Source organism: Luteitalea pratensis (assembly GCF_001618865.1).
In the GTDB taxonomy this organism is placed as follows: Bacteria; Acidobacteriota; Vicinamibacteria; order Vicinamibacterales; family Vicinamibacteraceae; genus Luteitalea; species Luteitalea pratensis.
The window spans coordinates 6,925,180-6,938,150 of sequence record NZ_CP015136.1 but is presented as its reverse complement, the minus strand read 5'-3'; the positions used below and the strand labels follow the sequence as shown (position 1 = coordinate 6,938,150).

Genomic DNA, 12,971 nt, shown 5'->3' with positions numbered 1-12,971 from the left:
CGGATGATGGGCGTGGTCATGGGCGCCTCGGAGAGGCGCCCCTACACTTCCGCGAAGAACCGCTCGACGTCTTCAGGACGCCGCGTGACCGGCGCGGGCGGCAGCGCGTTCAGGAAGCGCCGGCCATACCCCATCGACTGCAGACGCGGATCGAGCAGCGCAATGACGCCGCGATCCTGCCGATGCCGGATCAAGCGGCCGACGCCCTGCAGGAGCGTGAGGATCGCGAGCGGGACCTGGAAACCGGCGAAGGCGTCGATGCCGCGCCGCTGCAGTGCCTCGATCCGGGCCGCCACGACGGGATCGCCGGGCGACGCGAACGGGATCCGGTCGATGATCACGCAACTCAGCGCGTCGCCCATCACGTCGACGCCCTGCCAGAAGCTGGACGTGCCGAAGAGCACGGCGTTGGGCGTACGCCGGAACTGCTCGATGAGCACGCCGCGCGGCACCGTTCCCTGCACGAACATCGGGTACGGCAGGCGCGTCGAGAGGCGGGCATGCGCGTCGCGCAACGCCGCGTAGCTGGTGAAGAGGAGGAACGCGCGGCCCTCGCTCGCGGTCAGGAGCCGGGCCGCTTCCTCGGCGAAGGCGGCGGCGTACTCGCGCGTCCGTGGATCGGGCATCTTCCGCGGCAGGTAGACCAGCGCCTGCGTGCGGTAGTCGAACTCGGACGTGACGCGCACTTCGAGCGCCTCACCGATGCCCAGGCGAGCGCGTACGTAACCGAAGGAGCCACCGATCGAGAGCGTCGCCGACGTGAGCACCAGCGCCGGCAAGCGGTCGATCAGCACGTCACGAATGATGTGCGAGACGTCGATCGGCGCCGCCCGCAGCGCGACATGGCGGCCGCGGATCTCGAGGAAGTAGACGTATTCCTCCTCGCGTGCCCGCAACAGGAACTTCATGTCGTCGCGAATCTCGCCGGCGCGCCTGCCGATCGCCCTCAGGTCCTCGGGCGCATCCTTCAGCAGCGCGAGCGCCTCCTCGAGGGCGGTGAGCGCGTCGATCAACTGCAGTCCGCTTTCGCCCGCGGCCTCGGCCAGCGTCTCGCCGGTGACACGCAGGCGCTCGTCGAACAGTGTCGCGCCAGGGTCGGCGGACTGGCGCACACCGGGACGCCGTGTCTGCAGGTCGAGGAAGAACCCTCGTGAGGAAGACGCGAGTCCCTCGATCGCCCGCGCCACTGCCTGCGCATCCTGTTGCGGCACGAACAATGGCGACGTGCGGATCGCCGCCGCGTCGGTGAACAGCTGTTCGACGCGGTAGTTGCTGACGGTCACGCCGAAGTACTGCGTGGCCACGTCCTCGAGCTGGTGCGCTTCGTCGACGATGCCGACCTGGCATTCGGGAATGACCTCGCCGAACGAATGGCGTCGGACCGCGGCGTCGGCGCAGAGCAGGTGGTGATTGACGATCACCACGTCGGCGTCGGCAGCCTCCTGGCGCATGCGCGTGACGAAGCAGTCGGTGTAGCGCGGACACTCGTTCCCGAGGCAGTTCTCGGTGGTCGCGGCAATGCCGTGCCAGAACGGGAGGTCCTCCGGCAGGTCGGCCAGTTCGGCGCGATCGCCGGTCTGCGTGCGGGGCGCCCAATGCTCTATGAGCGTCATCGCCACGCGGGTGTCGTCGTCGCGCGGCCGGTCGTCGTGCAGCGCCTGCTCGAAGCGATGCAGGCACAGGTAGTTGGCGCGCCCCTTCATGCACGCGGCACGGAACGGCCCGAGTGCCCGCTGCAGGAGCGGCACGTCCTTGTCGATCAGCTGTTGCTGGAGGTTGCGCGTACCCGTCGAGACGAGCACCTTCCGGCCCGACAGGATGGCCGGCACGAGATACGCGAGCGTCTTGCCGGTCCCCGTGCCCGCCTCGGCCAGCAGTACGCCGCTGTCGGTGACGACGCGGGCGACGGCCTCGGCCATCTGTTGCTGGCTGGCACGCGGCTCGAAGCCGTCGAGGACCGAGGCGAGCGCGCCCCCGGTGCCGAGGACGCGCCGAACGCCGTCGATCAGGCCGGGAGTGGGTACAGCGGGAACTCCCGGCACAGGTCTTCCACTTCGCCCTTGATCCTGGCGAGCGCGGTCTCGTTCTCGGGCTCGGTGAGCGCAGCCGAGATCAGGTCGGCGATGCGATCCATCTCTGCCTCGCCCATCCCGCGCGTGGTGACGGCCGGTGTGCCGATGCGGATGCCGGAGGCTACCATCGGCGGATTCTTGTCAAACGGAATCGCGTTCTTGTTGACGGTGATGGCGGCCCGGCCGAGCGCCGCTTCGGCCTGCTTCCCGGTGATGCCCTTCGAGAACACGTCCACGAGCATCAGGTGGTTGTCGGTGCCGCCGCTGACCAGGCGGAAGCCCTCGTCGCGCAGCGCCTGCGCAAGCCGCCTGGCGTTGCTTGCCACCTGCGCCTGGTAGGCCCGGAACGGCAGCTCGAGTGCCTCGCGGAAGCACACCGCCTTGGCGGCGATGATGTGCATCAGGGGGCCACCCTGCACGCCCGGAAACACGGCGCGATCGATCTCCTTCGCGTACGCCTGCCGGCAGAGAATCAACCCGCCGCGCGGACCGCGCAGCGTCTTGTGCGTGGTCGTCGTCACGTAATCGCTGTGGGGCACCGGGCTCGGATGCACGCCGGCGGCCACGAGTCCGGCGATGTGCGCCATGTCGGTGAGCAGGCGCGCGCCCACCGACCTGGCCACGGTCGCGATGCGTTCGAAATCGATGACGCGCGGGTAGGCGCTGGCCCCGACCACGATCAGCTTCGGCTTGTGTTCGTGCGCAAGGCGCTCGAGCTCGTCGTAATCGAGGCGCTCGTCGTCCTCGCGCACGCCGTACGGCACTACCTTGTACAGCTTGCCCGAGAAGTTCAGCGGGTGGCCGTGCGTCAGGTGCCCGCCGTGGGCCAGGTTCATGCCGAGGATGGTGTCGCCCGGGTTCAGGAACGACAGCATCACCGCCATGTTGGCCTGCGCACCCGAGTGGGGCTGCACGTTGGCGTGCTCGGCCTGGAACAGTTCGAGCGCCCGCTGGATGGCCAGCGACTCGGCGACGTCCACGAACTCGCAGCCGCCGTAGTAGCGCTTGCCCGGATATCCCTCCGCGTACTTGTTGGTCATCACCGAGCCCGCGGCGGCCATGACGGCCACACTCGCGAAGTTCTCGGAGGCGATCAGCTCGAGGCCGAGGTTCTGCCGCGAGGTTTCGTCGGCGATCGCCTGGGCGATGTCTGGGTCGACCTGGGCCAGCGTGCGCAGGTGTTGGGGCGTGAGGTGATACATCGTGTCAGAACCTGCGGGCTACGTGCGGCGCTCGTGCTCGAGCGCCGTGATCTTGTCGATGCGCCTCTGGTGGCGCCCACCGGCGAAGGGCGTGTCGAGGAACGTCGACACGATCTGCAGCGCCATGTCCGACGACGTCACCCGCGCGCCGAGCGCGAGGATATTGGCGTCGTTGTGTTCGCGTGACAGGCGGGCGCTCTCGAGATCGACCACCGGTGCGGCACGCACGCCGTCGATCTTGTTGGCCGCAATCGCCATCCCGAGGCCGGTCCCGCACGCCAGAATGCCGCGATCGACCTCGCCCGCGGCCACTGCGCGTCCTACCTGCGCTGCGTAGTCGGGATAGTCCACCGAGGTCTCGTCGACGGTACCGAAATCCTGCACCTCGACGCCCCGGGCCTCCAGCAGGGAACGGACGGCATCCTTGAGATGGACACCCGCATGATCGGCGCCCAGCGCCACGCGCATAGAGGCGAATTGTACTATACGCATTCCGCCCGATTCCGGCCGGTTCACCCTATGTCAGCCTCCGACGCTCCGCCCCGCCTTCCGACCGCCGTCATCTCCCGCAAGGGGGTGGACCGCGTGCGCGCCGGCCATCCCTGGATCTATCGCTCGGACGTCACGGAATTCCACGCCGATCGCGGCGACGTCGTCGAGGTGCGCGACGGCCGAGGCGCCCTGCTCGGCCGTGCGCTGTCGTCCAACGAGTCGCAGATCACGCTGCGGATGCTCACCCGTGATGCGACCATAGTCGATCGAGCGTTCTGGCGCGAGCGGCTCGTGTCGGCGATCGCGGTGCGTGAACGGTTGCAGTTCGACGCGACGGCAGTGCGGCTCGTCCACGGTGAAGCCGACCTGCTGCCGTCGCTCATCGTCGACCGTTATGCCGACGTGCTCGTCGTGCAGACGCTGTCGCAGGGCACCGAGGCGAACCGCGACCTGATCGTCGAGTTGCTCGTGGAACTCTTGCAGCCGCGCGGCGTCCTGCTGCGCAACGACCCGAAGGTGCGCACGCTGGAGGGGCTGCCCCAGGAAGTGGTGCTCGCGTACGGCGAAGTGCCCGACGTCGTCGAGGTGCGTGAGGGGCCGCTGACCTACCGGGTCGATCCATGGCACGGGCAGAAGACCGGCCTGTTCCTCGATCAGAGCGAGAACCATAAAGCGGCGGCCTCCTACGCGCGAGGCCGCGCCCTCGACGCCTTCAGCTACCAGGGTGGTTTTGCCTTGCGCATGGCCCCGCTCGTCCAACACGTGCTGGCACTCGATGCTTCGGCCGATGCCGTCGCCGCGATCACCGCCAACGCGGCGCGTCACGGACTGGCCAACGTCGAGGCGCGTGAGGCGAACGTCTTCGACGCCTTGCGCGAGTTCGAGCGCGCCGACGCCCGGTTCGACACGATCGTGCTCGACCCACCCGCGTTCGCCAAGCACAAGGGCGCCATCCCCAAGGCGATGAGTGGCTACAAGGACATCAACCTGCGGGCGCTGCGGCTGCTGAATCCGGGCGGCCACCTCATCACGTGCACGTGCTCGGCACACGTGGACGAGGGCATGTTCGGCGGCATCATCCTCGCGGCCGCCACCGACGCGCAGGTACCGGTCGTCGTCGTCGAGAAGCGCATGCAGGCACGGGATCACCCGGTGCTGCTCAGCGTCCCGGAGACGTACTATCTGAAATGCTTCGTGCTTCGCAGAGCCGCGTGATCAAGGGACAAGGGACAGGGAAGACGTGACAAGGGCGTCAAGACACAAGGGACAAGCTCGTCGCCCAAGAAGACACAAGGGAGAGGCTGACTTCTTCGTTGTCCCTTGTCCCTTGAACGCCGCCCTCATGTTCTTGGCCGCGGGCGATGTGTTGGTGTGGCGGTCCAGGGGTCCTCGGGCCATGGGTGCCTCGGGTAGCGGGCCCGCAGTTCCCTGCGGACCTCCGCGTAGGTGGTCGTCCAGAAGCTCCGCAGATCCTGGGTGGTCTGTACCGGTCGGCCGTTGGGCGCGAGCAACTCGAACACGACCGGGTCACGCCGAGGCCCGATCCGTGGCGTCTCGGCGAGGCCGAACAGTTCCTGCAGCTTGACGGCGGCGCGGACGACGCGGCCGTGGTCGTAGACGAGCACGGCAGTGCGTCCGCTGGGCAGCGCCAGCCGCGCTGGTGCATCGGTCAGCAGGCGCTGACGGATGTCCCAGGGCAGGGCGCCCTCGAGATCGATCTGGTCGAGGCGGGTCAGGTCGGCGGCTGTCGACGCGAGCACGTCGGCGACGTCGAGTTCGACGCCTGCGAAAGCAAGCCGGGCCAGCAACTGCTGGTCCCCGGGAGTGCGTGGCGCGTCCTGCCATGCACGTGCGAGCACGGCCCGGTCCTCGGGCCGCAGCGCATCGTGGAGTTCCTGCAGTGTCAACGCGTCGTAACGGCGCACGCGGACCGCCCGCAGCCGACCGGTCTCGTCCACCCAGACCCTGCGTTCCGTGTGGGTCGGCGCCAACCAGTCGCGCTCGACGCCACTGGCGAGTTGGACAACGGCGTCGCGACCTTCGATGCCGCGGACATCCAGCGCGACGAGCCACGCCGCGTTACGCACGCCGCTCGCTGGCGACAGTCGCGCACCCGTGCCTGCGGCGAGTAGCAGCGCATCGCCATGCTCGGTGCGCCGCTGCGCAACGCGATCCGGGAAGCCCGAGAGCAGCGCGCGGCACAACACGTCTTCGTCGATCGACGCGTCGGCCCGACGATCGCGCCCGCGTACCGGCGTCCGGGCGACCTGGCTCTCGGCAAGGGCGCCACGCACGGCCTTGGCGGCGCGACGCAAGTGTGGCAGCGCACGTGCGCCCGGAATGAGGGACAGCAGGTCGGAGGCCGTCGTTCGGCCGTCGGCCGTCGGCGCGCGGCCATCGGTCAGCAACGCGGCGATCAGGCAGGCGTCCGGATGCCCGTCAGCTTCCACGACCATGCGTGACAGCCTCGGCGGCAACGGCAGCCGCGCCAGCACCCGACCCGCCGCGGTGAGGCCGGTTTCGTCGACGGCACCCAATCGCGCGAGCAGCCGCCGCGCGTCCGCACGACGTTGCTGAGCGGGCGCTTCGAACCACTCGAACGTCGTCTCGTTGCCGCCCCAGGCCAGGATGGCGAGCAGCACCGGCGCGAGGTCGATGCGCGCGATGTCCGGTTCCCGGAACGGGCGCAGCTTGTCGCGGTCCGCCCACAGGCGAATCGCAACACCCGGGCCGAGTCGTGCGGCGCGGCCCGCCCGTTGATCGGCGGCATCGGCGGAGACGCGTTCGGTCTGGAGCGTGTCGAGCGCGCGCGCGGCGTCGTAACGCGCGACCTTCTGCCAGCCGGAGTCGATGACGGTGCGCACGCCGGGGACGGTGACCGACGTCTCCGCGAGGTTGGTGGCGAGGACGATGCGTCGGGTCGTGCCCGGCGTCAGGACGTCGTCCTGCTCCTCGGCGGAAAGGGTGCCATGCAGCGGACGTACTTCCGCACCGAGGCGGCAAGCGATCGGTTCGACCTCGCGTGCCGCGCGATCGATCTCACGGCTGCCGGGCAGGAAGCAGAGGATATTGCCGGGCCGCTCGCGCAGCACGCGCTCGACGACCGAGGCGAGGGGCGCATCCGGCTCGTAGGCGATCGACAGCGGGTGCGGGTCGCCGGCCACATTGACGACGGGGCACTGATTGAGGAACCGCGCGACCGGCGCGGGGTCGATCGTCGCCGACATCACCAGCACGCGCAGATCGTCGCGCGCGAGCCATGCCTGCCGCACGAGGGCGAGCCCGAGGTCGGCATGCACGCTGCGCTCGTGGAACTCATCCAGCACGACCGTCGTGATTCCGCTCAGCAGCGGATCCTGCTGGAGCCGGGCGGTGAGGATGCCCTCGGTCGCAAACAGGACGCGCGTTTCGCGCGAGAAGCGTGCTTCGAACCGGACGTGCCAGCCGACCTCGCGTGCGAGGGTCCACCCTTGTTCCTCGGCGACGCGCCGGGCCAGCGCCCGAGCGGCGGCACGACGCGGCTGCAGCACGAGCACCGTACCGTCAACCGCCAGCGCGGGAGGCACGCGTGTTGTCTTGCCGGCGCCGGGCGCCGCCACCAGCACCGCCGCCCGACGCCGTCGCAGCTGTTCGCGAACCGTCGCCACGTGCTCGTCGATGGGCAGGGGAGGCAGGGCGGGCACGGTTCAGCCTAACGTAATGCCTGATGCCTGATGCCGGGTATGATGCGAGGAGTCCGCCAGGGGTATCCCGCGAGGGATTGAGATCACACCCTTGGAACCTGCCCGGTTGATACCGGCGAAGGGAGCGCGGAGCGCCAAGTGGCGCGTCGTCTCCTGCCATGAGTCTGGCCCGGCTCGCCGACCTGTCCGCCGCAGCCGGGCGGAGGCGGAACCCGGCCAAGGTAGGGCCGGCTCTCCGAGCCCGGCCCAAGAGGAGTTCCCGACGTGTCACAGTCGCCCGCACCTGCCGCCACATCCCTGCTGACCTACGAAGAGGCGTTCCCCGGATCCCGCAAGGTGCTCGTGGAGGGTCCCCTCGGCGTCCGTGTGCCGATGCGCGAGATCGAGCTGTCGGGTGGCAATGCGCCGCTGCGGGTGTACGACACCAGCGGGCCGCAGGGCGTGGACGTGCGCGAAGGGCTGCCGCAGTCGCGCCGGACATGGATCGAGGGTCGTGGCGACACGGTGGAGGAGCCGCGCCACCTCCTGCTCGAGGCGTGGACGAGAGAGATGCCGCCGGCCCTGGCCGCACGGACGCGTACGCGGCGCCGGGCGCGCGGCGACCAGGCCGTGAGCCAGCTCGCCTACGCGCGGCGGGGCGACATCACGACGGAGATGGCCTACATCGCCACGCGTGAGAGCCTCACGCCCGAATTCGTGCGCGACGAGGTCGCGCGCGGCCGCGCCATCATCCCGGCCAACATCAATCACCCCGAACTGGAGCCGATGATCATCGGTCGCCATTTCCTGGTGAAGATCAACGCCAACATCGGCAACTCCGCCGTCTCCTCGTCCATCGAGGAAGAAGTGGACAAGCTCCGCTGGTCGACGCTCTGGGGCGCCGACACGGTGATGGACCTCTCGACCGGCAGGGACATCCACGAGACGCGCGAATGGATCATCCGCAACAGCGCGGTGCCGATCGGCACGGTGCCGATCTACCAGGCGCTCGAGAAGGTCGGCGGCCGTCCTGAGGAACTCACCTGGGAGTTGTACCGCGACACGCTGATCGAGCAGGCCGAGCAGGGCGTCGACTACTTCACCGTGCACGCGGGCGTGCTGCTGCGATACATCCCGCTGACTGCCAGGCGCGTCACCGGCATCGTCTCCCGTGGCGGCTCGATCCTCGCGAAGTGGTGTCTCGCGCATCACAAGGAGAATTTCCTCTACACGCATTTCCGCGAGATCTGCGAGATCATGCGCGCCTACGACGTGTCGTTCTCGCTTGGCGACGGGTTGCGCCCCGGCTCGATTGCCGATGCCAACGACGCGGCGCAGTTCGGCGAGTTGCAGACGCAGGGCGAGCTGACGCGCATCGCCTGGGAGTACGACGTGCAGGTGATGAACGAGGGCCCAGGCCACGTCCCCATGCATCTCATCAAGGAGAACATGGAGAAGCAGCTCGAGTGGTGCGGCGAGGCGCCGTTCTACACGCTGGGCCCGCTCACCACCGACATCGCGCCGGGCTACGACCACATCACGTCGGCGATTGGTGCGGCGATGATCGGCTGGTACGGCACCGCGATGCTCTGCTACGTCACCCCGAAGGAACACCTCGGGCTGCCCAATCGCGATGACGTGAAGGCGGGGGTGATCGCGTACAAGATCGCCGCGCATGCGGCCGATCTCGCCAAGGGGCATCCGCATGCCCGCGTGTGGGACGACACCCTCTCGAAGGCGCGCTTCGAGTTCCGTTGGCGCGATCAGTTCAACCTGGCGCTCGATCCGGTGACGGCGCGTGCGTACCACGACGAGACGCTGCCGGCCGAGGGCGCCAAGGTCGCGCACTTCTGTTCGATGTGTGGACCGAAGTTCTGTTCGATGGAGATCACGCAGCAGGTGCGTGACTACGCGGCGGCACAGGGCCTCGAAGCCGATCAGGCGCTTGCGCGGGGTCTCGAGGAGAAGGCGCAGGAGTTCGGGAAAGCGGGCGAGATTTACGTCAAGGCCGAGGCGTAGGGCCGGCCGGGGCACCTCCGCCGGCCCAACGCCTCTGGCAGGCTGCAGGCTGTAGGCTGTAGCCTACTCCTAGCGGCCGACCTTCAGGTCGACCGGCCGCCTACCTGTTCGCCGCCAGGACCGGGACGATCTGGATCACGCTGGGGAAGCGGCTCGGGTGGGCCCCGGGCGTCGTGTTGAGGTACCCCTTCGCGCCTCCCCACGTGTAGTCCTTGACCGTCACGCCCGGAGGAAACGCCATGGTCTCCTCCTTGAACCTGCCGACCTCGAACATATGCACCGGCGGCACGTCGTACACGAGGTCTCCCCCGTCCTTGAGCTGTGTCCGGTAGTACTTGACGACTTCGACGAACGAGGCGGTGGACCCGAACAGGTAGTACCGCTGCCCCTGGCCCGCATCGAACGAGCGCAGGAACGTGGCGCCGGGATAGACGGGCACGCCGAGTTCCGCCTCCGTCGGCGCTTTTTCGGTGGGCACGACCGGCACGCTCACGGGGGCCGGGGTGGTCGTCGGCGCGGCGGGCGTCTTGCGCGTCGTGTCGGGCGTCGCTGGCGGTGACTGCGGACGAGGCGCCTGTGTGGTCGTCGCGCCACCGGGTACGGTTGCCGGCGGGCCACCGCGGCCCACGGGTTGCGGGTTCACGCCCGGAGGCGGTGGTGGAGGTGTCTGCGGCCGACTCTGCGCCAGCGCCGGTGCCGCCGCTACCAGCGCTACCCAGACGGTCAGCTCGATCACACGCGTCATGCGTCTATTGTATGAGATGGGCGCCGCTCGCCCTGGAAGAGGCCAAGGAATGACCAGCTCACTGAAGACCGCCGCGCTGCTGGGCTTGCTCAGCGCCGTGTTTCTCTATTTCGGACAACTGCTCGGTGGCCAGGGTGGCTTGATGACCGCCTTCCTGTTCGCCGTCGTCATGAACGTCGGGTCGTACTGGTTCTCGGACAAGATCGTGCTCCGGATGTACCGGGCGCAGGAGGTCGGACCGGGACACCCGCTCTACCAGGTGACCGCCGAACTCGTGCAGCGGGCCCAGCTGCCGATGCCGAAGGTCTATGTGATCCCCGATCAGTCCCCGAACGCCTTCGCGACCGGGCGCAACCCCGAACATGCCGCTGTCGCGGCGACCGAAGGCATCATCCGGCTCTTGAGCCGCGACGAACTGGCTGGCGTGATGGCGCATGAACTCGCCCACGTCAAGCACCGCGACATCCTCATCAGCTCGGTCGCCGCCACGATCGCGGCGGCAATCATGATGGTCGCGCGGCTGGCGCAGTTTGCCAGCTTCTTCGGCGGTCACTCACGATCCGACGACGGCGAGGGTTCCAACCCACTGGTGCTGCTCGTGGGGATCTTCGTCGCGCCCCTTGCGGCGGCGCTGATCCAGGCGGCCATCTCGCGCTCACGCGAATTCGGCGCCGATGCGGGCGGTGCCGCCATCGCCGGGTCGCCGATGGGCCTCGCGAGCGCGCTGCGCAAGATCGAGGGGTACAGCCAGCGGATCCCGATGGACGCCAACCCCGCGACCGCGCATATGTTCATCATCAAGCCGTTCAGCGTCCGCGGCCTGTTCTCCCTGTTCAGCACGCACCCGCCGACGGAGCAGCGCATCAACGCCCTCATGGGAAGAAACCTCTAGAAATTGCAGAATTTCAGGAATTGCAGAATTTCACCACCATGGGGCAGTTCGACGCGTGGCGCTGGTAGTGAAGTTCTGAAATCTGAAATTTGACATTCTCAGAGTTCATCGTCTATCCAGTCCGTTTTCCGCCGTACGTCCTCACCGGGCGTGCGGCGGTTTGCATATCGGGCGCGCAGGGCCGCGAGGATGCCCTTCACCTGCGCCGTGTAGGACGGGTCGGGATACTTGGCCACGTACAGGCGCGCGTACTTCTCGCGCAGGTGTGGTGCCTCCGTCTCGAGGAAATGCAGGAAGTGATCGCGACTGCCGTCCTGGAGATGGAGGACGTTGCCACCGAGCAACGGCACTCCCATGTCCGCCATGGCCGCCAGCGTTGCCTCGATTCGCGAGGGGTGCGTCGTGAAGCCGGGGACCAGGGGACTCATGAGCACTCCGGCCCGCACGCCTGCGTCGAGCAGGTGGCGCACCGCCCTCAACCGCTGTATCGGCGGTGCCGTGCCGGGTTCGAGGCGCTCCCAGACGGCGTCGACCGTCGGCACGCTGACGTACACGGTCGCCAGTCCACGCTGCGACATCCTCGCAAGGATGTCGGTGTCTCGCACGACCATCGGCCCCTTGGTGACGAGGCCAATCGGCGTGTTCGCGGCGTCGAGATGCGCGAGGCATGTGCGCGTCAGGCGGTAGCGGCCTTCGATCGGCTGGTAGGGATCGGTCGCCGTCCCCACGGCCACCAGTTCCGGCCGCCATGCCGGGCGCGCGAGTTCGCGCGCGAGCTGCTCGGCCACGTTGCGTTTGACGAAGATGTAGGACGAGAACTGGTCGCCCACGCCCATCTCCAGCTGTGTCTGGTAGCGACGGGCGAAGCAGTACTGGCAGGCATGCGTGCAGCCACGATACGGGTTGAGCGTCCAGCGGAACGGCATCCCCTTCGTGTGGTTCAGGGCCGAGCGGCACACGACCTCCTGGTAGTGCGCGTCGTCAGCGAGCCGGGTCGCCGAGGGCAGGCCGGCCACGCCTTCGGTCCTGACGATATCGGCGACGCCCCGGGTTGTGAGCGGGGCTTCGAACAGCGCGATCTGTCGTGCCATGTTTCGCCTTTTGTTCGCATTGTGACTGAGCCCGTGCACGGCGTCAAGCACCGCCGTTGAACCGCCTAAGTTCGGATAAACTGGGCCGTCTATGGGCACCAGACAGTTCATCCTCCGGGCTTTCGTCGCCTCGTCGGTCGTCGCCTGCGCGACCGCGGCTTCGGCTCAAGCTCCCTCCACGCAGGACCTCGTGGGCACCTGGAACCTCACCCTCACGTCGCCGCAGGGCTCGCGCCCGACCACCCTGGCGATCAAGGAAGACGCTGGGCAACTGGTGGGAGCCATGACGGGTTTGCCGACGATCGGCGACGTGAAGGTGGCGACCAGTGACGCCGGCGTGCGAATGTCGTTCGCTGTCGATTACCAGGGGCAGCCGGTTGATATCGTGATGGTCGGCAAGCTGACTGGCACAGAGCTCAAGGGCACCGTCGATTACGCCAACGGCGCCGCGACGGGCGACTTCACGGGCGCCAAGGCTGGCGCCGCAACTCCCGGCGCGGCAGCGACGCCCGCAGCGGCCGGCGTGACCGGCACGTGGAACGTCACGCGTGACGGTGGTGGCGGCTACTCGTTCAAGCTCGCGCAGGAAGGTACGGCCGTTAGCGGCGTCGCCAAGACGCCAAAAGGCGTCGAGATTCCACTGAAGGGCACATTCGAGAACAACGCACTCGACCTCGCCGTCACCGGCGACTCCATCTCGGGCAAAGTCAAGGCGACGCTCGAAGGCGTGGTGTTGAAGGGCAGCTACGATATCGGCGGCGACACCGGGTCGTGGTCGGCCACTCGCAAGCCATAA

10 protein-coding genes and 1 riboswitch are annotated in these 12,971 nt (G+C 68.2%); of the genes, 4 read left to right on the top strand and 6 right to left on the bottom strand.

The features are described from left to right. Nucleotides 1-41 precede the first annotated feature (41 nt). Genes LuPra_RS29165 through rpiB form a run of 3 tightly spaced genes read right to left on the bottom strand, consistent with a single transcriptional unit; the run spans nt 42 to nt 3,742 of the window. Complete coding sequence (locus LuPra_RS29165) at nt 42-2,042, bottom strand: DNA repair helicase YoaA (protein WP_110174030.1); 2,001 nt, start codon at nt 2,040-2,042, stop codon at nt 42-44. Continuing rightward, nucleotides 2,006-3,274, bottom strand: a complete 1,269-nt coding sequence (locus LuPra_RS29160; RefSeq protein WP_110174029.1) for a serine hydroxymethyltransferase — start codon at nt 3,272-3,274, stop codon at nt 2,006-2,008. Before LuPra_RS29160 ends, LuPra_RS29165 begins: the two co-directional genes overlap by 37 nt. Nucleotides 3,275-3,292: 18 nt before the next feature. Next, nucleotides 3,293-3,742: a ribose 5-phosphate isomerase B gene (rpiB, locus tag LuPra_RS29155; RefSeq protein ID WP_110174028.1), complete on the bottom strand. Its 450-nt coding sequence runs from the start codon at nt 3,740-3,742 to the stop codon at nt 3,293-3,295. A 51-nt stretch (nt 3,743-3,793) separates the two neighbouring features. On the opposite strand from rpiB, the gene LuPra_RS29150 reads away from it, so the two are divergent. Next, complete coding sequence (locus tag LuPra_RS29150; RefSeq protein ID WP_110174027.1) at nt 3,794-4,981, top strand: class I SAM-dependent rRNA methyltransferase; 1,188 nt, start codon at nt 3,794-3,796, stop codon at nt 4,979-4,981. Between the two features lie 125 nt (nt 4,982-5,106). Here LuPra_RS29150 and LuPra_RS29145 read toward each other — a convergent pair whose 3' ends face one another. After that, nucleotides 5,107-7,449, bottom strand: a complete 2,343-nt coding sequence (locus LuPra_RS29145; protein WP_110174026.1) for an ATP-dependent RNA helicase — start codon at nt 7,447-7,449, stop codon at nt 5,107-5,109. A 48-nt stretch (nt 7,450-7,497) separates the two neighbouring features. Next, nucleotides 7,498-7,591, top strand: a riboswitch (TPP riboswitch). Between the two features lie 122 nt (nt 7,592-7,713). Here LuPra_RS29145 and thiC point away from each other — a divergent pair. After that, complete coding sequence (gene thiC, locus LuPra_RS29140) at nt 7,714-9,447, top strand: phosphomethylpyrimidine synthase ThiC (RefSeq protein ID WP_157899833.1); 1,734 nt, start codon at nt 7,714-7,716, stop codon at nt 9,445-9,447. Between the two features lie 100 nt (nt 9,448-9,547). Here thiC and LuPra_RS29135 read toward each other — a convergent pair whose 3' ends face one another. Further along, complete coding sequence (locus LuPra_RS29135; RefSeq protein ID WP_157899832.1) at nt 9,548-10,192, bottom strand: hypothetical protein; 645 nt, start codon at nt 10,190-10,192, stop codon at nt 9,548-9,550. Between the two features lie 49 nt (nt 10,193-10,241). On the opposite strand from LuPra_RS29135, the gene htpX reads away from it, so the two are divergent. Then, nucleotides 10,242-11,084: a zinc metalloprotease HtpX gene (htpX, locus tag LuPra_RS29130; RefSeq protein WP_110174024.1), complete on the top strand. Its 843-nt coding sequence runs from the start codon at nt 10,242-10,244 to the stop codon at nt 11,082-11,084. 98 nt (nt 11,085-11,182) lie between these two features. Here htpX and LuPra_RS29125 read toward each other — a convergent pair whose 3' ends face one another. Further along, nucleotides 11,183-12,175: an SPL family radical SAM protein gene (locus tag LuPra_RS29125; protein ID WP_157899831.1), complete on the bottom strand. Its 993-nt coding sequence runs from the start codon at nt 12,173-12,175 to the stop codon at nt 11,183-11,185. Nucleotides 12,176-12,266: 91 nt separating this feature from the next. Between LuPra_RS29125 and LuPra_RS29120 the strand changes: the two genes are divergently transcribed. Continuing rightward, a complete protein-coding gene (locus LuPra_RS29120) occupies nt 12,267-12,971 on the top strand; it encodes a hypothetical protein (protein WP_157899830.1) in 705 nt (234 codons plus the stop codon).